Origin of the sequence: Nocardia noduli, assembly GCF_019038455.1 — a bacterium.
In the GTDB taxonomy this organism is placed as follows: Bacteria; Actinomycetota; Actinomycetes; order Mycobacteriales; family Mycobacteriaceae; genus Nocardia; species Nocardia noduli.
Genome location: NZ_JAFMPL010000048.1, coordinates 1 through 23,159 on the forward strand (window position 1 = coordinate 1; position 23,159 = coordinate 23,159).

Genomic DNA, 23,159 nt, shown 5'->3' on the forward strand with positions numbered 1-23,159 from the left:
GTTGTGGGACTCGGGGCGGTATCTCCGTATTGTCGGGGGCATGGCTGTTGTGAAGATCAACGCGATCGAGGTTCCCGAGGGCGCGGGCCCCGAGTTGGAGAAGCGGTTCGCCCATCGGGCGCACGCGGTGGAGGGGTCGCCGGGGTTCCTCGGCTTCCAATTGCTGCGGCCCGTGGCGGGGGACGATCGGTACTTCGTCGTCACCCAGTGGGATACCGAGGAGTCTTTTGCCGCGTGGCGGGATGGGCCCGCGCGCACGGCGCACGCGGGCGGGGGCGGGCAGAAGCCGGTGTCGACGGGTGCTTCGCTGCTCGAATTCGAGGTCGTCATCGACGTGCCCGCCACCTCCGGTTCCTGAGCGAATCGGGCGGTCTACCGGCAGTCGCGGGTATCGGACGTGCCGGTAGACGCGCCGTGCGCGGGGGCACGCGCCACGGCCCGTATTGACGCGGAGTGCGGCCAGGTGTCACAGTTCGAGTGATAGAGCGATGGTGACCAGGTCATCCGGTGGAAATCCGGAGCGGTCGCGCCACTGTGTTCCACGCACCGAGTCCCGGTGCCGGAAAGCCAGACGCCGGCACCGTCGCATCAACTCGACGGGACGCGCATCCCTAGGAGGACTCGAATGGCCATCGCGCATTCACCGAGCCGGACCGCCGAATCGTTGGCGACCGTTCTCATCACAGTAGGTGTCGTACTTCTCGCACTGCTCACGCTGTACCTGGTCGGTTTCGACCAGGGCGCCATCTCACGCAGTGGGATGTTCATGCACGAGTTGATGCACGATGGCCGCCACCTGCTGGGTGTTCCGTGCCACTGACACCACCGACGACCGCCGTCCCGCTGGGCGGCTCTTTGAAAACCCTGCTGTTACGTGGCCTGCTGGCCGGCTTGATCGCCGGCCTGCTGGCCGCGACAGTCGGCTACTTCGTCGGTGAACCCAAGATCGACGCCGCCATCGCCATCGAAGAGGCCGCGTCGGCCTCGGAACCGGCGCATCAGGAGGCGGCCGAACCAGCGGGTCACACCCACGGTGACGAAGAGGAACCCCTGGTGAGCCGGGACGGCCAGAAGGCCGGGCAGTTCCTCGCGCTCGGACTCGGCGGTATGGCCTTCGGCGCGATCTTCGCGGCGGCGGCGCATCACGCGCGACGTTTCACCACGCTTTCGGGTCCGAGGCTGGCGCTCGGACTCGGCATCGGCGGATGGCTTGCCATCGCGGCGGTGCCGTTCTTCAAATATCCGGCGAACCCGCCCGCGGTGGGCGACCCGGAAACCATCAACGACCGCACCTTGCTGTGGGTGGCGTCGGTCCTGTTGGGTCTCGTCGCCGTCGGCGCGGGGGTCTACGTGTACAAATCGCTGCACGGAAAACTCGACACGCTCCGACTGATCGGCGGGGTCGCGGCCTTCGTCGTCGTCGTCACGCTCGGCTACGTCCTGCTGCCAGGCGTCGACGAGGTGAAGGCGGATTTCCCGGCGAGCCTACTGTGGCAGTTCCGGGTGGCGTCACTGGCGCAGACCGCGACGCTCTGGGCCGCGCTCGGCCTCGGCTTCGCGTTCCTGACCGAATTCACCACCCGATCCACTACCCCGGTACGGGAAGAAGTCGCTACCGCGGTGTGATCCGCGCTTCGCATGGACGAAGGCAGTGTCGGACTCATGACCGACACTGCCTTTTCCGTTCCCGCGTCGCTGCGTCGAGCCGATCACGTGCCGCGTCCGGTCGCGGTCGCGTATCTGGCCTTGGTCGTAGCGCTGCTGGCCGGGATCGCCGAGACGATCGCACGGATCGCGATCGCGCCGGACGATTCCGACGTCGAACCCACGGACCTCGCGATCGGGCTGACGACGCGCTGCGTCCTGTATCTGGCCGTACTACTGGTGGCGATCCGGATGACGCACGGCGATCGATGGGCCCGGCTGCTGCTGACATTCGGCATCGGCGTCGTCGGCCTGGCATCGCTGCTGATCGAACCCCTGACCGCCGCGCTCGATGCCGATGACCTCGGCGCGATCCTCACCGGCGCGACCGTCGACGACGTGCTGGTGGCGACCCTGCGAATCATCCACATCCTCGCCGTACCGATCGCCGTCGTCGCGATGTACAGACCTGCCGCGCGGAACCACTTCCGCCGGTGACGCCGTCGAGATTCAGGGCGGTTCGCGGCACCTCGACATCGAGATCCGCGCCGTATCCGGTCAGCGTCTCGCGTCGCCGGAACTTCCCGCGCACCGACCTCTCGTGTGCGCGGGAAGTCGGTGCGTCAGACCAGCGCGGCGTCGAGGGAGATCTCGTCGACGCCCGCGAGCGCCTTGCTCACCGGGCATCCGGCCTTGGCCGCGGCCGCGGCGGCCGCGAAACCGTCGGCGTCGAGGCCGGACACCCGGCCACGCACGGTCAGCTTGATCCCGGTGATCCGGAATCCGCCCGCCGGATCCGGACCGAGGGTGACGTCGGCGCTGACATCCAGGCTCTCCGGCGTTCCACCCGCGTTACCGATCTGCGCCGAGAGCGCCATGGCGTAGCAGGAGGAGTGCGCGGCGGCGATCAGCTCCTCGGGGCTGGTGGTGCCGTCGGCGTCCTCGGCGGAACGCTTCGGGAACGACACGTCGTATTTGCCGACACCCGAGCTGGCCAGTTCGACCTGGCCCGAGCCGTCCTGGAGGCCGCCGGTCCAAGCGGTGCGCGCGGTACGAGTAGGCATCACGGTCCTTTCACAGAAGTCACAGAATTCGATGCGATCGCAGACGAACCTACTCGCCGGATTCAGTCCACGGTGCCGGTACGGCGATCGAGCTGCTCGAGTACGAGCGGCCAGGCCACCAGATGCCGATCGCGCGCCGCCTCGTTCGGAAAACCCGCGTGCCGCAAGCGAAGTCGGATACCGCGCGGCTGATGGACGAATTGGAAGGTGACGACGGTTTCCGCGCCCTCGGTCCCGTCGGCGCCGGTGACCCAGGTCAGTTCGACCAGGCGTTCCGGTTCCAGGCGAAGGAATCGGCCGTAATGCGGATAGCGGTTGCCCGCGTGCTCGGTCTCGAAGAAGAAGGGCTCGTTCACCGCGGGCTTCATCAACACCGAACCGGGTGCGGCAAACCAGATATCGAAACCCTGGGTGAGTGCCGCGTATAGCAACGCCGGTGGTGCTGACATGACGCGCTCGACTTTGAGCTCGTGCGGACGAGCGGAGAGATCCGGAAAGCGAATCGGCTGGTCGGACATGACTGGACAATACCCGGACGACCCCGCCGAACCTGGAATTCGCTACTCGGAACGGGTAACCCGCACCGATCGGCTCCCGTCGCGCGCGCACGAGTTCCCGCTGCCGCGAAGCGCTCCCGCTACCACGTGGTCTACCGGCGACGACGACGGCCGATATCCGCCATGCTCGAGCGAATCCATCGCGGGCGACACGGGCGGGTACGTCGCGCGGCGGTCGTCCGGGTACGCGGCGCGGCTTATCCGGGCGGTGTACTTCGTGTACCCGCGACCGGCGGAATATGCGAGGAGGCGGACTAGTCTCACAGGGGTGAGAGCGCCAGGCATACCCAATCGTGGCTCGGTCCTGTGGGACTGTGGACTCGCCTTCGCCGTCGCGGTCGTGCAGGTACTGGGGGGACGCGCGGCGAATCTGGGCCAGGACGATGCGCAGTCGCTGGATCTGTTCGGCTACATCCTGCTGCTCGCGGGGCCGATCGCGCTGGTATTCCGCAGGCGTCAGCCGCTCGCGGTGCTGCTGATCGCGCTCGCGGCGGCCGGGATCTACCTCGCGCTCGACTACGGATACGGCCCGATCTTCATTTCGCTTGTCATCTCCTTCCTCACCGCGGCGATCATCGGATCACGATGGTGGACTTACCCGTTGGTGCCCGCGGGATACCTGTTGATGGTCTGGCCGGTACCGCATTTGATCGGTCGCCCGACCGACGCCTGGCAGCAGTTCGGCATCATGGCCTGGCTGGGCGTACTGGTGGCGGTGGCAGAGGGGATCCGTCAACGTCGAGCGGTGCTTGAGGCCCGCGCACAGCGCGTCGAAGCGGCGCGTCGCGACGAGGAGGCCCAACTGGAACGGCGGGCGAGCGAGGAACGTCTCGCCATCGCCCGCGAATTGCACGACGTTCTGGCGCACAGTCTTTCGCTCATCAACGTGCAGTCCTCGGTGGCGCTGGAACTGTTCGACAGGAAACCGCAGCAGGCCGCCACGGCGCTGGCCGCGATCAAGACGGCCAGCAAGGAAGCGCTCGCCGAAGTACACGTCCTGCTACAGACGATTCGCGCCGGTTCGGTCTCCGGGGCCGCCGCGGAAGAGCCCGAACCGGATCGGACCGAATCACACGGCCGGACGACGCTGTATCGCAACCTCTTCGGCGTCCGGCGCGACGGCGACGACGGTGTCCGCAACAGCGCGCAGCGTGTCGTGACCGAACCGCAACCCGCACCCGCGCCACGCACCCCGACGCCGAGTATCGATGATCTCGACGGCCTGTTGCAGCGCACCCGCGCGGCCGGTGTGCACGTCGACACCCGGGTCATCGGCTCCCCGACGAAACTGCCGAGCGTGCTCGATGTCGCCGCGGCCCGCATCATCCAGGAATCGCTCACCAACGTGGCCACGCACGCGCCCGGCGCGGGAGCGACGGTCACGGTGCGCTACACCGCCGAATCGGTGGACCTGACGATCGACAACACCAGACCCACCGCGCCACAGGCGAAGTCGACCACCGGCGGCCGCAACGGCATCATCGGCATGCGCGAGCGGGCGCACGCGCTCGGCGGCCAGCTCACGGCGGGCCCACGCCCCAGCGGCGGCTTCCGTGTCGCGGCCCGGCTGCCCGTGCGGGTCATGGCGGCGACCGAATCGAACGGTCGGAACGCTTCGCTCCCGGACGAGTCGACGCCGCGGGAGCCGTGATAGGCACCGGACGGCGGCCACGGTGAGCATCCGGGTGCTCGTCGCCGACGACCAGGCGCTGGTGCGCGGCGGATTCGTCGCGCTGCTCGACGCCCAGGACGATATCGAGGTGGTCGGCGAGGCGGACAACGGCGAACAGGCCGTCCGGATGACGCGCAGCCTCGCCCCCGACGTGGTGCTGATGGATATCCGGATGCCGATCCTGGACGGCCTGGCCGCGACGAAGCTGATCGCCGAGGACGCGCGGCTGTCCGGGGTGCGGGTGGTCGTGCTGACCACCTTCGAACTCGACGAATACGTTTTCGAGGCGATGCGCTGCGGAGCGACGGGTTTCCTGGTCAAACACACCGAACCCGCGGATCTGCTGCGCGCGGTGCGGGTGGTCGCCGAGGGCGAGGCGCTGCTGTCACCCGGCGTCACCCGCCGTCTGATCGCCGAATTCTCGGCGCGTGCCAAGCCCCCGCCGGACACGGCGCTGACCGAACTCACCGATCGCGAACGTGAAGTGATGACGCTGGTCGCCGAGGGGCTGACCAATGCCGAGATCGGTGCGCGACTGTTCCTGAGCCCGGCCACCGCGCGCACGCATGTCAGCCGGATTCTCACCAAACTCGGCGCACGCGACCGTACCCAACTGGTGGTGCTCGCCTACGAGTCGGGACTCGTCCGCCCGGGCTGGCAATAGCCGCGTCGAACTCGGGACACCGCCGCCTCGCGCGATCTAGACCTGTTCCTGCCCCGGCTGCGCCGCCGCGCGCTCCTCGTCGGAGAAGCCGCCGTCCCAGGCCGCCGCTGGCGCCGTACGGCGGCGCGCCGAATAGGCCGCGCCCGCCCGGAACGCACCGGCCACACCTGCGGGAGCCGCGGTGTAGGTGATGGATCGGCGCGGGTCGAAGCCCATCTGCGAACCGATCCGCACCGCGTCCATATTCGCGCCGAGGAAAAGGAAATCCCAGGAGTAGACCTCCTGCTGCTGCGTGATCAAGGCGCGCACCGCCTCGTGAGTCCATTCCCTGCTGGAATTCTCGTGACCGTCGGTGAGCACGACCACGATCACCGTGCCCGGCCGCTCGTTCTCCGGTCGGTCGGCCAGGCTTTCGCCGACCTCGGTGACCAGTTTCCCGACCGCGTCGTAGAGAGCCGTGCCGCCGCGTGGACGCAGATCCAGCGCGGGCACCCGCTCGATCGGCAGATCGGCGTAGAGGCATTCGTACTCGGTGTCGAATTGCGCCAGCGTCACCCGGGTGCTTCCCGCCAACGCGCGCTGTTCTTCGATATAGGCGTCGAAACCGCCGTCGGTATCGGACTTGATCGATTGCATGGAACCGGAACGATCGAGCAGTACGGCCAGCAAAGTCAGTTCGGCATTCGTCATCTCACTGCCCCTGGTAGTGAATATCTCGAACGCTGTCCACGGTACGCCGTCGTACCCACCGAACGGTCGACGAGTAACGACGGTCGATGTGGATTCCGATCGGGTAGTAGAGCGTGGCGGGATGCGCGGTCGCGCGCTGTCGGCGCACGCTGATACCGTCGCGGCACTTTGACCGAAAGAACGACCGGGGGTCGAATATGGGCATGATCATGAGCTTCGCGGCGATCACCACCGAGGAGTTGGCGAGCGTGCTCACAGATGCCGACGCGGTGACCGAACTCGTCGCGACGGGGCCGAGAGCCGGATACGCCCGGGTCGATCTCGACAAGTCATGGGACGGGATCCGCTATCTCATGCGCACGGCCGGGCTCGGTGTCGATCTGCTCGAAGACGGTCGCACGATCGGTGACGAGGGCACCATGTCCGGGTGGAGTACGGCCGATGTGGAACGCGCGGCCGTAGCCATGCGGGACGTGCCGTTCTCCGACCTGCTCGACCGGTACGACCCGAAGCAGATGGAAGACGCGGACGTGTACCCGAATATCTGGGCCACCGAATGGGCGCTGGACTACCTGCTCGACAACTATCGCCGATTACGGCATTTCTTCATCGACACCGCGGCCGAGGGGCAGGCGGCGCTGATGGTGTGGGGCTGAGGGCCCGGGCAACAGAACACGAAAAAGGCCCATCCACGGCGTGAACCGTGGGTGGGCCTTTTCGTGGTCGACTACTCGCCCGAGGCGGCCTCGGTCGGGCCTTCGGTCGCGCCGGTCAGCACGACTTCGGGCTTGTCCTCGGCGGCGGGGGCCTTGGTCAGCTTCGCCTTGGGGGTGAAGGTGAACTTGGCGTCCTCGCCGGAACCTTCGCCGTCCCAGCCCTCGACGTCGACGAAGACGGTCTGTCCGGGGCCGATCTCGCCGAAGAGGATCTTCTCCGAGAGCTGATCCTCGATCTCGCGCTGGATGGTGCGACGCAGCGGCCGCGCACCGAGCACCGGATCGAATCCACGCTTGGCCAGCAGCGCCTTGCCCTGCGCCGACAGCTCCATCGACATGTCCTTGTTCTTCAACTGCTTGCCGACGCGCTCGATCATCAGATCGACCATCTGCACGATCTGATCGGTCGTGAGCTGGTGGAACACGATGACGTCGTCGATGCGGTTGAGGAACTCGGGCCGGAAATGCTTCTTCAGCTCGTCGTTGACCTTGAGCTTCATCCGCTCGTAGTTCGAGCCCTCGTTGTTGGACTGGGTGAAGCCGAGACCGACGGCCTTCGAGATATCCGAGGTGCCGAGGTTCGAGGTGAAGATCAGCACCGTGTTCTTGAAGTCGACGGTGCGGCCCTGGCCGTCGGTGAGACGACCGTCCTCGAGGACCTGCAACAGGGTGTTGTAGATCTCCTGGTGGGCCTTCTCGATCTCGTCGAACAGCACGACCGAGAACGGCTTGCGCCGCACCTTCTCGGTGAGCTGGCCGCCCTCCTCGTAGCCCACGTACCCGGGAGGGGCACCGAACAGGCGCGAGGCGGTGAAGCGGTCGTGGAACTCGCCCATGTCGATCTGGATGAGCGCGTCGTCGTCGCCGAACAGGAAGTTCGCCAGCGCCTTGGACAGCTCGGTCTTACCGACACCGGACGGACCGGCGAAGATGAACGAACCGGACGGACGCTTCGGATCCTTCAGGCCGGCGCGAGTGCGGCGGATCGCCTTGGAGACCGCCTTGACGGCATCCTCCTGGCCGATGATCCGCTTGTGCAGCTCGTCCTCCATGCGGAGCAGACGGGTGGTCTCCTCCTCGGTGAGCTTGAAGACGGGGATACCGGTCCAGTTGGCCAGCACCTCGGCGATCTGCTCGTCGTCGACCTCGGCCACGACGTCCAGGTCACCCGAACGCCACTGCTTCTCCCGCTCGGCGCGCTTGGCGACGAGCTGCTTCTCCTTGTCGCGCAGCCGCGCGGCCTTCTCGAAGTCCTGCGCGTCGATGGCGCTTTCCTTCTCCCGGCGCGCGTCGGCGATCTTGTCGTCGAATTCGCGCAGGTCCGGCGGAGCGGTCATGCGACGGATGCGCATGCGCGCGCCCGCCTCGTCGATCAGGTCGATCGCCTTGTCCGGGAGGAACCGGTCGTTGATGTAGCGGTCGGCCAGGGTGGCGGCGGCGACGAGGGCGCCATCGGTGATGGAGACCCGGTGGTGTGCCTCGTAGCGGTCACGCAGACCCTTGAGGATGTTGATGGTGTGCTCGACGGTCGGCTCGCCCACCTGGACCGGCTGGAAGCGGCGTTCCAGGGCGGCGTCCTTCTCGATGTACTTGCGGTACTCGTCGAGGGTGGTCGCGCCGATGGTCTGGAGTTCACCACGGGCCAGTTTCGGCTTCAGGATCGAGGCCGCGTCGATAGCGCCCTCGGCCGCGCCCGCACCGACGAGCGTGTGCAGCTCATCGATGAACAGGATGATGTCGCCGCGGGTGTTGATCTCCTTGAGCACCTTCTTCAGGCGCTCCTCGAAATCACCGCGGTAGCGGCTGCCCGCGACCAGGGAACCCAGGTCGAGGGTGTAGAGCTGCTTGTCCTTGAGGGTCTCGGGGACCTCGCCGTTGACGATGGCCTGCGCGAGGCCCTCGACGACGGCGGTCTTACCGACACCGGGCTCGCCGATCAGCACCGGGTTGTTCTTGGTGCGGCGGCTCAGCACCTGCATGACGCGCTCGATTTCCTTCGAGCGGCCGATGACCGGGTCGAGTTTGCCCTCGAGCGCGGCCTGGGTCAGGTTGCGACCGAACTGGTCGAGCACCAACGAGGTGGACGGCGTACCCGCCTCACTCCGCGTGCCGGATTCGACGGCTTCCTTGCCCTGGTACCCGGACAGCAGCTGGATGACCTGCTGACGGACCCGATTGAGGTCGGCGCCCAGTTTGACGAGCACCTGGGCGGCGACGCCCTCGCCCTCGCGGATCAGCCCGAGCAGGATGTGCTCGGTGCCGATGTAGTTGTGACCGAGCTGCAGCGCTTCGCGCAGGCTCAGTTCCAGCACCTTCTTCGCCCGCGGGGTGAAGGGGATGTGACCGGACGGGGCCTGCTGACCCTGGCCGATGATCTCCTCCACCTGGCTGCGCACACCCTCCAACGAAATGCCGAGGGATTCCAGCGACTTCGCCGCGACGCCCTCGCCCTCGTGGATCAACCCAAGCAGGATGTGCTCGGTGCCGATGTAGTTGTGGTTGAGCATCCGGGCCTCTTCTTGGGCCAGGACAACGACACGCCTCGCGCGGTCGGTGAACCTCTCGAACATCGCTCCCTCACTCTCCTGCTCAAGCCTTCACTGGCGTCCGACGCTTCAGTGCTGTTGTCCAACCTGTGGTCGTCAGCCTGCCATGAAGCCCGGGGGTTGCGGTCCCCGCCTCCACTCTAGTTGGCAGGGGTTCGAGCCGCCGCCGGTCCACCCTATTGGGGGCCGGTGACAGCACCGTCATTCACTCACAACGTGAGCGATGCGGGATTCGTTTCCGTGCAGGTTTTGCCTACAGCGAACAACGGACTCCCGACCCCGCATCGGCCGCTTCTCCGCATCATCCTTCATAACCGCGGCGCTCGCCACACCGTGGAATCGGTGTGGCGAACGACGAACGCGCCGGATCGGCCGTCCCGCGGGTCGCGAGACCCGCGTTACGTCCCTCCAGGGTAATCACCCGAGGGCGCGTGCTCCTATGCCCTGCCTGCCCGCGTACGGGCCGGGGTGTCCGGTACCGGACATCGACGCGGCCTCCGAGGTTTCGGTCGCACCCGGAGCCGCTGACGCGTTCGCGCGGCCGTGCTGCATTCCGGCGACGAACAACGCGCCGCACAGCACCAGGAACGCCGCGGTGTGCAGTACCGCCCTGACGATATTCCAACGGACCCAGGCGGATTCGAAATCGGCGCGGACCGCGGCCGGGTCCGCGAGCGCGGCGACGTCACCGGCCGAGGCGAGTTGATCGTTCAACGGCACATTGAGGGTGCCCGTGACAGCGAAGGCGACCACATTGAGCGCCAAGGCGATCCCGATCCAGATCAATGTCGCGCGGTGATCGGCGCCGAGATGCAGTGCCGCCGCGGCGACACCGAAGACGAGCGTGCCGACGAATCCGACGAGGAACCACGGATTGATGATCACCACGTTGATCTTCTGCATCACGGCGATGATCGTGCGATCGTCGCCGCGGCCGAGCGCGGGCATCACCGACATGGCGTAGGCGTAGAAAACCCCCGCGATCAATCCCGTCGCGAGTGTGGCCGCCACCAGGACGGCGATTCGGAGCGCGAACATATTCTTTTCTCCTGCCTCGGAAAACCCCTCCCGATCACGGTCGGGCTCGATACATCCGAGTCAACCGTTTCCGGGCGGGCTCCTCCATGGCCGAGAATCTCGGCTACCTGTTCGATCGTCTACCGCCCCCGAGGGGGCGCCGATCACAGATCCCGGTCGGAGATGATGCCGCTCTGCATGGCGAGAAAGGCCAGCCGCACGCGTTTCTGATTCTGCGGCAAACTCTCCACACCGAACTTGGCGAACAGCGCGCGCAGATGTGTCTTGATGGCGTCGACGCTGAGGAACAATTCCTCGGCGATCGCCTGATTGGACGCGGGTGTCGCGAAACTGGCGCCGTTCTTGTACGGCCTGCACAGCGCGATCAGAACCGACCGCTGGGTTTCGGTCAGCGAGCGCATCGTGGGGATGGAGCCGCTGGCGGTGCGCGTGGCGTCCTCGGCCACACTGCCGAAATCGTGGAAGGACACCAGCGAGGTGCCGACCCGGATGCGATCACCGGCCATCAGCCGGTGTCTGCCGACCAGCCGCTCACCGTTGACGAACGTTCCGTTGCGGGACAGACCATCGTCGACGATGGTCCAGTGCGCGCCGATGTACTCGACCGCCGCGTGCAGGCGGGAGACCTCGGCATCCCAGCTCAGGGTCAGATCGGCCTGGGGGGAACGTCCGATGGTGATCCGCTGCCGGTCGGGGGTCAGCATGATCTCCTGCTGACGGCCGGCGTCATCGGTGAATCGCAACAATGATCCGATGAATCCTGTCACTGCGCCGATACCTCGTCTCTCCATACCGCCAGTGACATCCTTCGCACGGCTTCCATGGTGCCGCGCCGGGGTGGTCCGAGCAAGATCGCGTGGGGTCGTCGACCGAGCACCTCGATTACCCGACCCTCCCACTATGGCGCAACGATGTCGGAACCGCCTACCACGACCGACACCGGTCATACCCGGGCAGTATCACAAACGAAGCTGCCACCCCGGCGTCGCACGATTTCGCCCGGGGCGGCAGCCCGAATTCGATTTCAGCTCTTCGCAGCCTTGTTGTAAGCGTCGGTGATGTCGGCGGAGATACGACCCCGCGCGGATACCTTGTGCCCATTCCGGCGAGCCCACTCACGAATTGCGGCACTTTGTTCCCGGTCGATCGAGACCCGGCTCTTCGGACTCGCCGCGGCACCGGCTGCGGCTTTGACGCGCCGACGACCACTGACCCGGCGCGCGCTGGAAACCCACTGCTCCAGCTCGTCACGAAGCTTCGAAGCATTGGCCGACGACAGGTCGATCTCGTACGAAACACCGTCGATCGCGAACTCGATGGTCTCGTCCGCGATGGACTCACCGTCGACATCGTCGATCAGGCTAACGGTGACCTTCTTTGCCATGAGATGAACGTCCTCTCGAAATCGTGCGACCCGCATACTAGGCCGATTACCCGAGGCAAGAATACCTCGAATTCTAAAAATTCCAAGACGAGACTTCGGCTATGCAATCCAGCGCTCAGCGAGTGACCGGACGCACAATTGGGAACAGTATCGTTTCTCGGATTCCCAAACCTGTCAGCGCCATCAACAACCGATCGATTCCCATACCCGTTCCGGTTGTCGGCGGCATGCCGTGCTCCATCGCGGCGAGGAAGTCTTCGTCCAACACCATAGCCTCGTCGTCACCGGCGGCGGCAAGCCGTGCCTGATCCACGAAGCGTTCGCGCTGGATCACCGGATCCACCAACTCCGAATAGCCCGTTGCCAACTCGAAGCCGCGAACATAGAGATCCCACTTCTCGGTAACTCCGGGCTTGCTCCGATGCTGTCTGGTGAGCGGAGAAGTCTCCACCGGGAAGTCACGAACGAAAGTCGGCGCATACAACTTGTCGCCGTACTGATGCTCCCAGAGTTCCTCGACGAGTTTGCCGTGCCCGTAGCCCTTACCCGCGGGAATTTCCAGGCCGACCCGATCGGCGAGCGCAAGCAATTCCGGGACCGAAGTTTCCGGGGTGACCGCTACGCCCAGCGCATCGGACAGCGACGGGTACATCTCGACCGTCGCCCACTCGCCGCGCAGATCATATTCGGTGCCGTCGGCGAGCATGACCACCTGGGTGCCGAACGCTTCCTGCGCGACTTCCTGCACCAATTCCCGGGTCATCCTGGCCGAGTCGTCATAGGTGCCGTATGCCTCGTAAGTTTCGAGCATCGCGAACTCCGGCGAATGTGTGGAGTCGGCGCCTTCGTTGCGGAAGTTCCTGTTGATCTCGAAGACCTTCTCCAGGCCGCCGACCACGCATCGTTTCAGGAACAACTCGGGCGCGATTCGAAGGTAGAGGTCCAAATCGAGGGCATTGGAATGGGTGACGAAGGGTCGCGCCGCCGCACCGCCGTGCAGGGTTTGCAGCATCGGGGTCTCGACCTCGAGAAAACCGCGGCGATCCAGCGCGGCACGAAGCGCGCGCACCACACCGACCCTGGTCCGCGCCATTTCCCTGGCCTCGGGACGCACGATCAGATCGACATAGCGCTGCCGAACGCGCGATTCCTCGTTCATCTCCTTGTGGGCCACCGGCAGCGGCCGCAGCGCCTTGGCCGACATGGACCAGGAATCGGCCATGACGCTCAATTCACCGGTCCGCGACGCGATCACCTCGCCGTGGACGAATACGAAATCGCCCAGATCGACGTCGGACTTCCAGGCCGCGAGCGCGTCGGGGCCGACACCGTTCAGGCTGATCATCGCCTGCAACTTGGTGCCGTCGCCCTCCTGCAGCGTCGCGAAACAGAGCTTTCCGGTATTGCGCAGGAAAATCACGCGACCCGCGACGCCGACCTGTAATCCGGTGTTGGTATCGGCAGCCAGGTCCGGATAGGCGGCACGAATTTCGGCGAGAGTATGGGTCCGCGGCACCACGACGGGATAGGCCTCGGTGCCCGACTCGAGCAACCGTTCCCGCTTGTCCCGCCGAATGCGGATCTGCTCGGGAATGTCGTCGACGGCCGGTGCGGGACGGCCCGACTTGCCCCCGGCAGCCGACGCCTTCGTAGGCTCGGAAGAAGGGGGTTGCGGGGTGCTCACGACCGCCCGTCGCTGACGCTCGGCGGGGTCGCGAGCAATGCTGCTGCGCCTATGGATCGCTCGCTACGCTCACTCACAACCAACTACCCTAGCGGGCAGCGGAAATCGTTTTGCGAGCCGCCCGGGCAGTGCCGCGCGAATGCCGGTCCGATGCCGATTTCTCCCCGCCTCGGCGCACGGCGTTACCCGGCGGCGGACCCGGCGATAACCGGGGGCCGTCCGAAACCTATTGCGTCGCCGAAAAACTCGACGCGGGAGTCGATCGCCGAATTACAGCGAAGCCAGCGAAGCCACCTCGCGGGTGAAGTGCGACGCGCGGATTCCGATGGTCAGCAGTCCGGCCGCCTTCAATGCCTGGTAGCCGCCGACCAGATCGGTCGCCCGGTGCAGGCCGAGTTCTTGCAGCGACGCCGCGGCCAGGCTGGAGGTATAACCCTCCGAGCACAGGATGATCCATTCCACGTCGTGATCGGTGGCCGTGGCCAACCGCGCGGAACTGGTCGGATCGAGCCGCCACTCCAGCACATTCCGTTCGATGACGAGCGCGCCGGGCAGGGTGCCCTCACGGCCACGCTGGGCCTGCGGCCGGATATCGACCAGAATCGCTCCCCTGGCGAGTGCCTCCGGCAATTCGAAGGCGTAGATCCGATTCAAACGGGCGCGCGCGTTGTCGAGCATCTGATCGATGGTCAGGCGGCTCATCACATATCACCTTCGGGCTGGTCGGTGAGAACGGTCGAGGTACGTCGCAGGGTGCCGTGACCGGTCACCTCGTAGTACGACATGGCGGTGAGCGGCGGCGAATACGCGTGCACACTCAGGGTGGGTTCGAGCGGGCCGGCCGATTCCACGGCGGCGGGCGCGCGCATGACATCGTGCACCCAGCCGATAGGGAAAGAAGCCTGATCGCCCGCGGCCAACGTGCGGCTGCGCAATTCGGTGCCATTCCAGCGGAATTCCGACAGAGCGCCGCTGAGCACGGTGAGCGCGCCGAGCGAACCCGCGTGGTCGTGCAATTCGGTGGATTTTCCCGGCGTCCAACTGATCAGCCAGACATCGACCTCGTCGTCGGAGAGCAACCGGGTGGCCCAGCGCTCCTCGGACGGCCAGATGCCATGGTCGGGCAGCAGATGGTCGTAACGTCCCGCCAGGACGTCTTCGGCGCCCTCGTCGGTCAGGCGCAACAGATCCGCGGGACGCAACCGCGTCGGCAACGCGGAGGCCACGGCTCGATCGATCGGCGGAACGGCCGAATGGCGATCACGTCCGGAAGTAAGGGAAAGGACGGAAGAACGCATGAGCGAATCTCCAGGATTTGTGCGACGGTCGAGGGACGTAGTCAGCCTCGAACTGTCGAGGCCATATCAGCCTCGACAACACTCCGTATTCAGATCCTGGGTGCTCACGCCGTAATACACAGGGGCGAGCATAGCAGCGGATCCGCGATGAGCAACACCCGCTCGACAGTGATCTACGCCCCACCGGTTCATTTTCGGCGCAGCTGATTGCGCTCGTAGACCAGGCGCAGGCCGATCAGGGTGAGATGCGGTTCGTGATGGTCGATGGTCTCGGACTCGGGGACGATCAGCGGCGCGCTGAACCCCGTCGCCACCACCGCGACATCGTCGCCCGCGAAGGCGTCGAACTCGTCGCGTATGCGATCGATGAGTCCGTCCACCATGCCCGCGAATCCGAAGACCGCCCCGGATTGAATGGCCTCGACGGTGTTCTTACCGACCACCGAACGCGGTCTCGCCAATTCCACCCGGCGCAGCGCGGCCCTTTCGATCAGGGCTTCGCTGGAGATCTCCACACCCGGCGCGAGCACGCCGCCGAGAAATTCACCCTTGGCCGAGACCAGATCGACCGTGGTCGCCGTGCCGAAATCCACGACGATCGCCGCTTTTTCGAAACGGTGATGCGCGGCAAGGGTGTTCACGATCCGATCGGCGCCGATCTCCTTCGGATTGTCGACCAACAGCGGAATTCCGGTGCGCACACCCGGTTCGACCACCACGTGCGGAACGTGATGCCAGTAGCGGTCCAGCATCGTGCGTAATTCCCGCAGCACCGGCGGCACGGTCGACAGCGCGGCGACGCCGACGACCTGTTCCAGATGTTCGCCGACCAGTCCACGCACCTGCATGGCGAATTCGTCGGCGGTCAGCAGCGGATTCGTGTGCATCCGCCAGTGCCGCGCCAATTTCGCGTGCGAACCGCTTCCGGAGAACAATCCCAGTTCGATACTCGTATTGCGGACATCGATGGTCAGCAGCATTGCTCAACCGATCCCGTTGGTCGCGGTGCTCGTCAGGCGAAGGCCAGGGGCGCGGGACGATCGGCCGCGTTCAGCGAGCGCGGCGAGGTCAGGCCCGAACCCTGCGGCGCGTGCGCCGGATCCGAACCGAGGTCGGTCGGGCGGTTGCGGTCGTCGACGAAGACGACCTTGGGGGCGTAACCCGCGATCTCCTGCTCGTTCATCATGCCGTAGGCGATGAGGATGACCAGATCGCCCGGATGCACCAGATGCGCTGCGGCGCCGTTGATTCCGATGACGCCGGACCCGCGCTCGCCCGCGATGACATAGGTCTCGAGGCGGGCGCCGTTGTCGATGTCGACGATGCAGACCTGCTCGCCCTCCAGCAGATCGGCGGCGTCGAGCAGATCCTGGTCGACGGTCACCGAACCGACATAGTGCAGATCGGCGTGGGTCACGGTGGCCCGGTGGATCTTGGATTTCATCATGGTGCGCAACATCTGTGTCGCCTTTCCTACTGAGCTGCCCGAGCGGGCGTGGAATCGGCCCCGGGCTGCCGGGGCTCGGAGGTCGGGGAAGCCGACACGGTCGGATGGCCGTCGATCGAGACGCCGAGCGGGATTGCCGCGTTGTCGATCAGCCGGGTGGGGCCGACCCTGGCCGCGACGAGGAGCCGGGCATTGCCCCCGGCAAGGACAGCCTCGACCGGTTCGAGAGTCGATGAACGCAGTTCCAGGTAGTCGAGTTCGATACCCGGCGCATCGTCGAGCACCGTGCGCGCGGCGGCGAGCACGCCGTCGGCGCCGAGACCGCCCGCGTGCCTGCCCGCGGCCAGCGCCGCCGACAGGGCGAGCGCCGATTCACGTTGCGCGGCATCGAGATACCGGTTGCGTGAGGACATGGCAAGGCCGTCGGCCTCGCGCACGGTCGGCAGCGGGACGATCTTCACGTCGAAATTCAGATCGCGGACCATCTGCCGGATCAAGGTCAGCTGCTGATAGTCCTTCTCACCGAAGAACGCCTCAGACGGGCGCGCGATCTGTAGCAGTTTGGCGACCACGGTGAGCATGCCCGCGAAATGCGTCGGCCTGCTCGCGCCCTCCAGCTCCGCGCCGAGCGGGCCGGGATGCACCGTGGTGCGCGGGCCGTCGGGGTACATATCGGCGACGCTGGGCGCGAAGACCAGATCGACGCCCTCGGACCGCAGCAGTTCGACATCGGCGTCGAGGGTGCGCGGGTATTTGTCGAGATCCTCGTTCGCGCCGAATTGCAGCGGATTGACGAAGATCGAGACGATAACCACCTGATTGGTGCGCTTGGCGCGGCGCACGATCTCCAGGTGACCTTCGTGCAGCGCGCCCATCGTGGGCACCAGGCCGATGGTGCGGCCGACACCGCGCAGCGCCTTGGCGATCGCGCCGAGCGCGGCCGGATCGTGGTGCACGGCCAGCTCACCCGGCCGGTACGAGGGTCGATTCGTCATCGGGTCCGTCCTTCCAGGAGCTCGATCAGGGCGGGATCGGTCCCGGCCCATTGGGCGGTGCGCAACGAGAGCGCGCGATAACTCGCGGCCACCTGCGGGTCAACGGCGTCGAGCGCTTCCAGGTGGGCCGCGACGGCCGCGGTGTCACCTCGGGCGACCGGTCCGGTCAGCGCGGCGCGACCGCGACGCAGGGCATTGTCGAGCGCGGCCGAGGCCAGCGGTGCGAGCAGCCGCTCGGCCAGGCCGTTGGGCTGATCGTCGACCAGTTGCTGACCGAGCAGCCCCTGACCCGACAGCGCCTCGCGCAGCACGGCGACCGCGTCGACGATTACCGTCACCAGGTGGTTACTGCCGTGCGCGAGCGCGGCGTGGTAGAGCTGGCGGTTCTCCTCCCGCACCCGCACCGGCTCGCCGCCCATCTCGATGACCAGCGATTGCGCGATGGCGTAGCCGATATCGTCGGCCGCCGTGACGCCGAAACAGGCATTGCCCAGGCGGGCGACATCCTCGTCGTGCCCGGTGAAGGTCATGGCCGGGTGAATCGCCAGTGGCAGCGCGCCCATCGCCGCGAGCGGACCGAGCACGGCCACGCCGTTGGCGCCGGAGGTGTGCGCCACGATCGTGCCCGCGCGCACCGCGCCGGAACTCGCCAGACCGCGTACCAGGCCGGCCAGTTCGGCATCGGGCACCGCGAGCAGCAGCAGTTCACTGCGCTCGGCCACCTTCTCGACCGGCAGGATCTCCGAATCGGGCAACCTGGTCCGCGCCCGGTGTACCGAGGCGTCGGAAATCGCCGAAACACCGAACACCACGTGTCCGGCACGTTCCAGCGCCGCGCCGAGGGCCGAACCCACGCGTCCCGCCGAGACGATTCCCACCGTCAGCCGTGCGGGCGCCGGGTCGAAATCCTTCGATCCCTTACCTGAACTCTCGGGCGCGTTGTCGGAAGTCACGCTTCTCGAGGTCAACATTGTCCTCTCGATGTCGTTCCAGTCCCGCAGGGCGGGTACCAGACGTTACGAGTCGAGGATATCGGCCGGGGATTTGCCGACGCCATGCCCCCCGGCGTGATCTGCGCTACCCGCGACCGTTGCCGTTCTCCTCGGACTGGAGGTTGGCCATGATCTCGGCGACCGAGAGCCGTTGCGAGGGGCTGCCCGAACCCGAGTCCTCGTCGACCCTGCGGCGTCGGCGCGCGGTGCCGACCTGGCGCACCGGAGCGGCCGGTGTGGTCGGGCGCGGTGCGGCCGGAGTGGGGTCGGGGCGCTGTTGCGCGGCGCGGCGCTCTTCGGCCCGCTTGTCCTCGGCCCGCTGCTCCTCGGCCCTGCGCTGCTCGGCCCGCTGCTCCTCGGCTCGCTGCTCCTCGGCCCTGCGCTGCTCGGCCCGCTGCTCCTCGGCTCGCTGCTCCTCGGCTCGCTGCTCCTCGGCGCGACGTTCCTCGGCGCGACGTTCCTCGGCGCGGCGGTTCGCTTCGTCGGAGCCCCTCGCCTCGGTGAAAGCGTCGGACCAGACCGACGAATCGCTCGTGCGTCCACCGTTCGCCGCGGCCGATTCGTCGTAGTCATCGGAATAGTCGTAGCCGTCGGCGAAGTCGTATCCGCCGGTATTGCCGGACTGTTCGCGACGGCCGTCATCGCCGCCATCGCCGTATCCATTGCCGTCGCCGTATCCATTGCCGTCGCCGTACCCGTACCCGTTGTCGGCGCTACCCGCATCACCGTCGCGGTAGGAGTTCCCGTAGCCGTCGGTGGTGGCGAACCTGTCCGCGGCGCGGTAATCGGCGGCGGCGAGATCGGAGTCCGCGTATCGGTAACCGTCGTCGAATCCGCCGGTGGGGTAACCGTCGGAATCCGCGCCCGAATCCCCGGCCCTGCCCGATCGGATGCCACCCGCGTGCTCTGCCGGCACGACCGCGGTCTCGGCGGTGACCGGCTCGTCGAACGGGCTCGCGAAGAGGGGCGGTTCGGGATGGTGCGGTTCGAAGACGGGGGTGATGGTGCTGCGGGGCGGATGCGGCAGATGTGGACCCCAGCCATCGGCATTCGCGGAGCTATTGTTCGCCGGGCGTTCGGCGCCGCGCTCGAGTTCCTGGATCCTGGTGGCGTCGGCGCGCAGGGCGGGCCGGTCGGCGAGTAGCTCACCGTCGAAGAGCCGCTGCAAATTCTGCCGGAGGATGGACAGTTCCATGCGCAGCGCGGCCATTTCGGAGGCGTCGGCGCCGACCTCTTCACGCACCCGGGACTCGACCCCGAGTTCGTATTCGCGCCGGGCCGTGATCTCGCGTTCCAGCTGCAGTTCGTAGACGGTTTGCAGATCGCGCGCCTTGGCCTTGTCGACCGCGGATTCCTTGCGGAATTTCGTCGCGGCCAACGCACCGATCGCGGCCGCCCACAGTGCGGCAACCAGTCCGATCCGCACGAATTGGAGGCTATTGCTGAACACCAGGAAAACGCTGGCAACCAGCCCGAGAAGGATCAACGTACCGATGAACAATTTTCCCGCTTCGTCCCGTCGCCGACGGGAAGTGCTGCTACGGGAGGGTGAAACCATGAACGCCAGGGTAGCCCGGATGCGACCGCCCGCCCACAAATTCATTCTGTGATTCCACCCGGAACGATTGCTAAGTGGTAGCCGTATCATCGGTCGGGTCTTCCGGTGCCCGACAGCAATACTCGAGCCACAACGCGGCGCCGACCAGGGCGGCTCCCGCGAGCAGGCCGATGATCGCGCCGGGAGAATCGGCGGCGGCCGCGCGTAGCGTTCCGCGCTGCGGGAACACCCAGAACAAGAAGCCGAGCCAGATCCCCGAGGCGATCGCGCCCACGTGCGCAGACGCCTTCGCCAGCGCCACCGCCCGAGCGACGGTGATCGGATGCAACTGATGCCTGCCGTCACCGATCTCACGATCATTGACCCTGGCCCGGATGACGAAGGCCAGCGCCAACTCGATCGCGGCCACCGGATACAGCGAGGCGCCCGCCAGCACCGAGATCGGCGGGAAACTGCTGTAGGCGACCCTGGTCGCGATCCATGCCGCGATCGTGGCGACGAGGAAATCCGCCACCAGATCCAACACGCGGGTCGGTGAGAGTTTCACGAAGCGCTCCCCCGCTCGCCCGACAGCGACAACTCGGTCCGCAGCACCCCGTCGCGCTCCTCGGCCGCCAATTCGGCCAGCAGCTCACGCACCGGACGGACCGCACCGTCGACGGGCAATGTCGCGTCCGGTTCGACCTCCAGCCACGGCACCAGCACGAAAGCCCGATGACGCGCCTGCGGATGCGGCAGCGTCAGCACCGGATCGTCGCTGAGGATCGACTCGGTCCCGTTACCGCACCAGACCACGTCCACATCCAGGGTGCGCGCACCCCAGCGGATGACGCGCACCCGCTCGGCCACCTGTTCCATCCGCTGCCCCTCGGCCAGCCAATCCCGACAGTCGAAATCCGGATCATCCACCAGCACAACGGCATTCAGATAATCGTCCTGATCGACACCGCCCCACGGCGGCGTCGAGTACACCGAGGACACCGCCACGACCCGATCGCCGAAACCGTCGACGACACCGCGCAGGTAGCCGAGCCGATCACCCATGTTGGAACCGATCGACAGGACCGCCCGGCTCACGAACGCGCCTCGCGGGCACCGGTCCCGATCATCCGGTCACCGCCCTGGTCCGCGAGGTGACCACCCGGACATCGCCGAAGGTGTGCGGAATCGGCGCGGAGGGTTTGTGGACGACCACTTCGACGGCGCGGATCCGCTGATCGGTCATCACGTCGTCGGCGATCTCGGAGACCACCGTCTCGATCAGATCGCGCGGGGTGCCCGACACGATCCGTACCGCCCGATCCGCGAGCGCGCCGTAGTCCACGGTGGCGGCGAGGTCGTCGGAAGCGGCGGCCGCGGCGAAATCCACCCAGACTGTGAGATCGACGATGAACTCCTGGCCGTCGCGCTTCTCGTGTTCGAAAACGCCGTGGTGGCCGAACACGCGCAATCCGCGTAGTTCGATCCGGTCCGCACCGGAACCGAGGCCGCGCTCACGGCCGGAATCGATGATGGACGTTTCGGTCATCCGGTCGCTCCCCGTGACGATGCGCCCGCCGACGCGGCGGCGTGCGGTTGATCGGCGGCGGCCCGCCAGGCATCGGTCACCGCGAGCGCGTCCAGCGAGGCGCGGACATCGTGCACCCGGACGCCCCACGCACCGTGCAGCGCGGCCAGCGCCGAGATGGTCGCGGTCGCCGTCTCCCTGCCGTCGGGTGGGCGCGGGCCCGACTCGTCGGCCAGCAGCGTGCCGAGAAAACGTTTGCGCGACGCGCCGATCAGCACGGGGAGCCCGTCGGCCACCAACCGCGGCAGCGCACCGAGCAGGGCCCAGTTGTGTTCGGCGTTCTTGGCGAAACCGAGGCCGGGATCGAGCAGCAGTCTGTGCGGGTCGACGCCCGCGGCGACAGCCATGTCCACCTGGGCGTTCAGTTCCGCGCGCACCTCGGCGACGACGTCGTCGTAGTGGTCGGCGGGACCGGTGTGGCGATAATCGGCCGCTGCCCGCCAATGCATGAGGATCCACGGGATATCCGCCGCGGCGACGACGTGCACCATCGCCGGGTCGGCGCGCCCGCCCGACACGTCGTTCACGATCGAGACCCCCGCCGCGATGGCGGCTTCGGCCACGTCGGCGCGCATGGTGTCGACACTGGTCGGCACACCCGCTTCGACCAGCGCGCGGATCACCGGGGTCACCCGGGCGGCTTCGGTACCCGGATCGATCCGGATCGCGCCGGGGCGGGTGGACTCACCGCCGACGTCGATGATGTCGGCGCCGAGTTCGTACAGCGCGATGCCGTGCGCGACGGCGCGATCGGTGTCGAGATACCGGCCGCCGTCGGAGAACGAGTCACTGGTGACGTTCACCACGCCCATCACCACGCAACCGCGACCGGAACGCGGGGTGAGGATTCCGACTCGCGTCACCGGCTCACCGCCGCTGTGACCCTCGCGCTCCCGGATTCCGCCACCGCCGCTGCCTCACTTCCGAAGAATGAGGTCGAGTGCCTCCGAACGCGAGGAGGCGCTGGTCTGCAACAGACCGCGCACCGCCGAGGTGGTCGTGCTCGCACCCGGCTTGCGGATACCGCGCATCGCCATGCACAGGTGTTCCGCCTCGACGACCACGATCGCGCCGCGCGGATCCAGCTTCCGCATGACCGCGTCGGCGATCTGGCTGGTCAGCCGTTCCTGGACCTGGGGGCGCTTGGCGTAGAGATCGACCAGCCTGGCGAGTTTGGACAATCCGGTGACCCGACCGTGTGTGCCGGGGATGTAGCCGACGTGCGCGACACCGTGGAAGGAGACCAGGTGGTGTTCGCAGGTCGAGTACAGCGGAATGTCGCGGACCAGCACCAATTCCTGGTGTCCCTCGTCGAACGTGGTGTTCAGCACCGCGTCCGGCTCGGTGTACAGACCGGCGAAGACTTCCCGGTAGGCGCGGGCGACACGGGCCGGAGTATCGAGCAGCCCCGGTCGATCGGGATCCTCGCCGACCGCGATCAGCAATTCTCGAACGGCCGCCTCGGCGCGCGGTTGGTCGAACGGACGCCCGCTCTCCACCGCGATGAGTTCCGGCCTGGTCTGATCCGCGTCGGACCCGCCGCGTTCGGCCCCCTCGGAGCCGTTGCGCGTCTGATCGACGACGTCATGCTTGGGCGACAATCGAGGACACCTCCAAAATCCCGGGTGCAGCAATCACTAGGC

General features: G+C 66.8%; 27 protein-coding genes. 7 read left to right on the forward strand and 20 right to left on the reverse strand.

Annotation, left to right across the window (positions count from 1 at the left end; translation table 11 throughout):
* The first annotated feature begins 40 nt into the window (after positions 1-40).
* The 4 genes from JZ792_RS23380 to JZ792_RS23395 all read left to right on the forward strand — a co-directional run bounded on the left by JZ792_RS23380 (position 41) and on the right by JZ792_RS23395 (position 2,142).
* Positions 41-358 (forward strand): antibiotic biosynthesis monooxygenase family protein, encoded by a 318-nt coding sequence (locus tag JZ792_RS23380; RefSeq protein ID WP_216913350.1) that lies wholly within the window; start codon positions 41-43, stop codon positions 356-358.
* 267 nt (positions 359-625) lie between these two features.
* Positions 626-820, forward strand: a complete 195-nt coding sequence (locus JZ792_RS23385; protein ID WP_216913352.1) for a CbtB domain-containing protein — start codon at positions 626-628, stop codon at positions 818-820.
* The gene (locus JZ792_RS23390) at positions 811-1,626 is read left to right on the forward strand and encodes a CbtA family protein (protein ID WP_232839733.1); all 816 of its coding nucleotides are present in this window, start codon (positions 811-813) and stop codon (positions 1,624-1,626) included. The genes JZ792_RS23385 and JZ792_RS23390 overlap by 10 nt, the downstream gene beginning before the upstream one ends.
* Before the next feature lie 36 nt (positions 1,627-1,662).
* The gene (locus JZ792_RS23395) at positions 1,663-2,142 is read left to right on the forward strand and encodes a hypothetical protein (RefSeq protein WP_216913355.1); all 480 of its coding nucleotides are present in this window, start codon (positions 1,663-1,665) and stop codon (positions 2,140-2,142) included.
* A gap of 125 nt (positions 2,143-2,267) precedes the next feature.
* Here the strand turns inward: JZ792_RS23395 and JZ792_RS23400 are convergent, their stop codons facing one another.
* Both JZ792_RS23400 and JZ792_RS23405 read right to left on the reverse strand, forming a co-directional pair.
* Positions 2,268-2,708, reverse strand: a complete 441-nt coding sequence (locus tag JZ792_RS23400; protein WP_109525094.1) for an OsmC family peroxiredoxin — start codon at positions 2,706-2,708, stop codon at positions 2,268-2,270.
* Positions 2,709-2,770: 62 nt separating this feature from the next.
* Positions 2,771-3,226, reverse strand: a complete 456-nt coding sequence (locus JZ792_RS23405; RefSeq protein WP_109525093.1) for an SRPBCC family protein — start codon at positions 3,224-3,226, stop codon at positions 2,771-2,773.
* A gap of 307 nt (positions 3,227-3,533) precedes the next feature.
* Between JZ792_RS23405 and JZ792_RS23410 the strand changes: the two genes are divergently transcribed.
* Together JZ792_RS23410 and JZ792_RS23415 are read left to right on the forward strand one after the other, a co-directional pair.
* On the forward strand, positions 3,534-4,916 hold the full coding sequence (locus tag JZ792_RS23410) for a sensor histidine kinase (protein WP_308165413.1): 1,383 nt from the start codon (positions 3,534-3,536) through the stop codon (positions 4,914-4,916).
* A 22-nt stretch (positions 4,917-4,938) separates the two neighbouring features.
* The gene (locus tag JZ792_RS23415; protein ID WP_216913360.1) at positions 4,939-5,601 is read left to right on the forward strand and encodes a response regulator; all 663 of its coding nucleotides are present in this window, start codon (positions 4,939-4,941) and stop codon (positions 5,599-5,601) included.
* A 36-nt stretch (positions 5,602-5,637) separates the two neighbouring features.
* Here JZ792_RS23415 and JZ792_RS23420 read toward each other — a convergent pair whose 3' ends face one another.
* Positions 5,638-6,291 (reverse strand): vWA domain-containing protein, encoded by a 654-nt coding sequence (locus JZ792_RS23420; protein ID WP_216913363.1) that lies wholly within the window; start codon positions 6,289-6,291, stop codon positions 5,638-5,640.
* Between the two features lie 203 nt (positions 6,292-6,494).
* Here JZ792_RS23420 and JZ792_RS23425 point away from each other — a divergent pair, with 203 nt between their 5' ends.
* Positions 6,495-6,947 carry a DUF1877 family protein gene (locus tag JZ792_RS23425; protein WP_216913366.1) on the forward strand — a complete coding sequence of 151 codons (453 nt, stop codon included), beginning with the start codon at positions 6,495-6,497 and terminating at the stop codon, positions 6,945-6,947.
* Between the two features lie 71 nt (positions 6,948-7,018).
* Here JZ792_RS23425 and JZ792_RS23430 read toward each other — a convergent pair whose 3' ends face one another.
* From JZ792_RS23430 to folE, 17 genes are all read right to left on the reverse strand, one after another.
* Positions 7,019-9,577 (reverse strand): ATP-dependent Clp protease ATP-binding subunit, encoded by a 2,559-nt coding sequence (locus tag JZ792_RS23430; protein WP_216913368.1) that lies wholly within the window; start codon positions 9,575-9,577, stop codon positions 7,019-7,021.
* A gap of 393 nt (positions 9,578-9,970) precedes the next feature.
* The gene (locus tag JZ792_RS23435) at positions 9,971-10,591 is read right to left on the reverse strand and encodes an anthrone oxygenase family protein (RefSeq protein ID WP_216913371.1); all 621 of its coding nucleotides are present in this window, start codon (positions 10,589-10,591) and stop codon (positions 9,971-9,973) included.
* 143 nt (positions 10,592-10,734) lie between these two features.
* Positions 10,735-11,295: an FHA domain-containing protein gene (locus JZ792_RS23440; protein WP_254190225.1), complete on the reverse strand. Its 561-nt coding sequence runs from the start codon at positions 11,293-11,295 to the stop codon at positions 10,735-10,737.
* 320 nt (positions 11,296-11,615) lie between these two features.
* Complete coding sequence (locus JZ792_RS23445) at positions 11,616-11,975, reverse strand: histone-like nucleoid-structuring protein Lsr2 (protein WP_109525088.1); 360 nt, start codon at positions 11,973-11,975, stop codon at positions 11,616-11,618.
* A gap of 115 nt (positions 11,976-12,090) precedes the next feature.
* Positions 12,091-13,569, reverse strand: coding sequence for a lysine--tRNA ligase (lysS, locus tag JZ792_RS23450; protein WP_216913432.1), 1,479 nt, complete (start codon positions 13,567-13,569; stop codon positions 12,091-12,093).
* Positions 13,570-13,929: 360 nt separating this feature from the next.
* The gene (locus JZ792_RS23455) at positions 13,930-14,352 is read right to left on the reverse strand and encodes a rhodanese-like domain-containing protein (protein WP_216913434.1); all 423 of its coding nucleotides are present in this window, start codon (positions 14,350-14,352) and stop codon (positions 13,930-13,932) included.
* Between the two features lie 8 nt (positions 14,353-14,360).
* Positions 14,361-14,957, reverse strand: a complete 597-nt coding sequence (locus tag JZ792_RS23460) for a cysteine dioxygenase (RefSeq protein WP_254190220.1) — start codon at positions 14,955-14,957, stop codon at positions 14,361-14,363.
* A 188-nt stretch (positions 14,958-15,145) separates the two neighbouring features.
* Positions 15,146-15,937 carry a type III pantothenate kinase gene (locus JZ792_RS23465; RefSeq protein ID WP_109525086.1) on the reverse strand — a complete coding sequence of 264 codons (792 nt, stop codon included), beginning with the start codon at positions 15,935-15,937 and terminating at the stop codon, positions 15,146-15,148.
* A gap of 32 nt (positions 15,938-15,969) precedes the next feature.
* Positions 15,970-16,416 carry an aspartate 1-decarboxylase gene (panD, locus tag JZ792_RS23470; RefSeq protein ID WP_216913376.1) on the reverse strand — a complete coding sequence of 149 codons (447 nt, stop codon included), beginning with the start codon at positions 16,414-16,416 and terminating at the stop codon, positions 15,970-15,972.
* 14 nt (positions 16,417-16,430) lie between these two features.
* Complete coding sequence (gene panC / locus JZ792_RS23475) at positions 16,431-17,399, reverse strand: pantoate--beta-alanine ligase (protein ID WP_216913379.1); 969 nt, start codon at positions 17,397-17,399, stop codon at positions 16,431-16,433.
* Complete coding sequence (locus JZ792_RS23480) at positions 17,396-18,352, reverse strand: Rossmann-like and DUF2520 domain-containing protein (protein WP_308165414.1); 957 nt, start codon at positions 18,350-18,352, stop codon at positions 17,396-17,398. Before JZ792_RS23480 ends, panC begins: the two co-directional genes overlap by 4 nt.
* Positions 18,353-18,476: 124 nt before the next feature.
* Positions 18,477-19,841, reverse strand: a complete 1,365-nt coding sequence (locus JZ792_RS23485; protein ID WP_216913383.1) for a DUF6779 domain-containing protein — start codon at positions 19,839-19,841, stop codon at positions 18,477-18,479.
* Between the two features lie 178 nt (positions 19,842-20,019).
* The gene (locus JZ792_RS23490; RefSeq protein WP_216913386.1) at positions 20,020-20,496 is read right to left on the reverse strand and encodes a DUF3180 domain-containing protein; all 477 of its coding nucleotides are present in this window, start codon (positions 20,494-20,496) and stop codon (positions 20,020-20,022) included.
* The gene (gene folK, locus JZ792_RS23495) at positions 20,493-21,026 is read right to left on the reverse strand and encodes a 2-amino-4-hydroxy-6-hydroxymethyldihydropteridine diphosphokinase (protein WP_216913389.1); all 534 of its coding nucleotides are present in this window, start codon (positions 21,024-21,026) and stop codon (positions 20,493-20,495) included. Before folK ends, JZ792_RS23490 begins: the two co-directional genes overlap by 4 nt.
* Before the next feature lie 28 nt (positions 21,027-21,054).
* Complete coding sequence (gene folB, locus JZ792_RS23500) at positions 21,055-21,477, reverse strand: dihydroneopterin aldolase (protein WP_216913392.1); 423 nt, start codon at positions 21,475-21,477, stop codon at positions 21,055-21,057.
* The gene (gene folP, locus JZ792_RS23505; protein WP_216913438.1) at positions 21,474-22,328 is read right to left on the reverse strand and encodes a dihydropteroate synthase; all 855 of its coding nucleotides are present in this window, start codon (positions 22,326-22,328) and stop codon (positions 21,474-21,476) included. Before folP ends, folB begins: the two co-directional genes overlap by 4 nt.
* A 105-nt stretch (positions 22,329-22,433) precedes the next feature.
* A complete protein-coding gene (gene folE, locus JZ792_RS23510; protein WP_109525595.1) occupies positions 22,434-23,021 on the reverse strand; it encodes a GTP cyclohydrolase I FolE in 588 nt (195 codons plus the stop codon).
* Between the last annotated feature and the right edge of the window lie 138 nt (positions 23,022-23,159).

Coding starts and splice junctions, on each gene's coding strand:
- JZ792_RS23465 (WP_109525086.1), bottom strand. CDS start 15,937: ATGCTGCTGACCATCGATGTCCGCAATACGAGTATCGAACTGGGATTG.
- JZ792_RS23385 (WP_216913352.1), top strand. CDS start 626: ATGGCCATCGCGCATTCACCGAGCCGGACCGCCGAATCGTTGGCGACC.
- JZ792_RS23460 (WP_254190220.1), bottom strand. CDS start 14,957: ATGCGTTCTTCCGTCCTTTCCCTTACTTCCGGACGTGATCGCCATTCG.
- panD (WP_216913376.1), bottom strand. CDS start 16,416: ATGTTGCGCACCATGATGAAATCCAAGATCCACCGGGCCACCGTGACC.
- JZ792_RS23425 (WP_216913366.1), top strand. CDS start 6,495: ATGATCATGAGCTTCGCGGCGATCACCACCGAGGAGTTGGCGAGCGTG.
- JZ792_RS23435 (WP_216913371.1), bottom strand. CDS start 10,591: ATGTTCGCGCTCCGAATCGCCGTCCTGGTGGCGGCCACACTCGCGACG.
- JZ792_RS23405 (WP_109525093.1), bottom strand. CDS start 3,226: ATGTCCGACCAGCCGATTCGCTTTCCGGATCTCTCCGCTCGTCCGCAC.
- JZ792_RS23440 (WP_254190225.1), bottom strand. CDS start 11,295: ATGCTGACCCCCGACCGGCAGCGGATCACCATCGGACGTTCCCCCCAG.
- JZ792_RS23400 (WP_109525094.1), bottom strand. CDS start 2,708: ATGCCTACTCGTACCGCGCGCACCGCTTGGACCGGCGGCCTCCAGGAC.
- JZ792_RS23395 (WP_216913355.1), top strand. CDS start 1,663: ATGACCGACACTGCCTTTTCCGTTCCCGCGTCGCTGCGTCGAGCCGAT.
- folP (WP_216913438.1), bottom strand. CDS start 22,328: ATGGGCGTGGTGAACGTCACCAGTGACTCGTTCTCCGACGGCGGCCGG.
- folB (WP_216913392.1), bottom strand. CDS start 21,477: ATGACCGAAACGTCCATCATCGATTCCGGCCGTGAGCGCGGCCTCGGT.
- JZ792_RS23420 (WP_216913363.1), bottom strand. CDS start 6,291: ATGACGAATGCCGAACTGACTTTGCTGGCCGTACTGCTCGATCGTTCC.
- panC (WP_216913379.1), bottom strand. CDS start 17,399: ATGACGAATCGACCCTCGTACCGGCCGGGTGAGCTGGCCGTGCACCAC.
- JZ792_RS23380 (WP_216913350.1), top strand. CDS start 41: ATGGCTGTTGTGAAGATCAACGCGATCGAGGTTCCCGAGGGCGCGGGC.
- JZ792_RS23445 (WP_109525088.1), bottom strand. CDS start 11,975: ATGGCAAAGAAGGTCACCGTTAGCCTGATCGACGATGTCGACGGTGAG.
- JZ792_RS23430 (WP_216913368.1), bottom strand. CDS start 9,577: ATGTTCGAGAGGTTCACCGACCGCGCGAGGCGTGTCGTTGTCCTGGCC.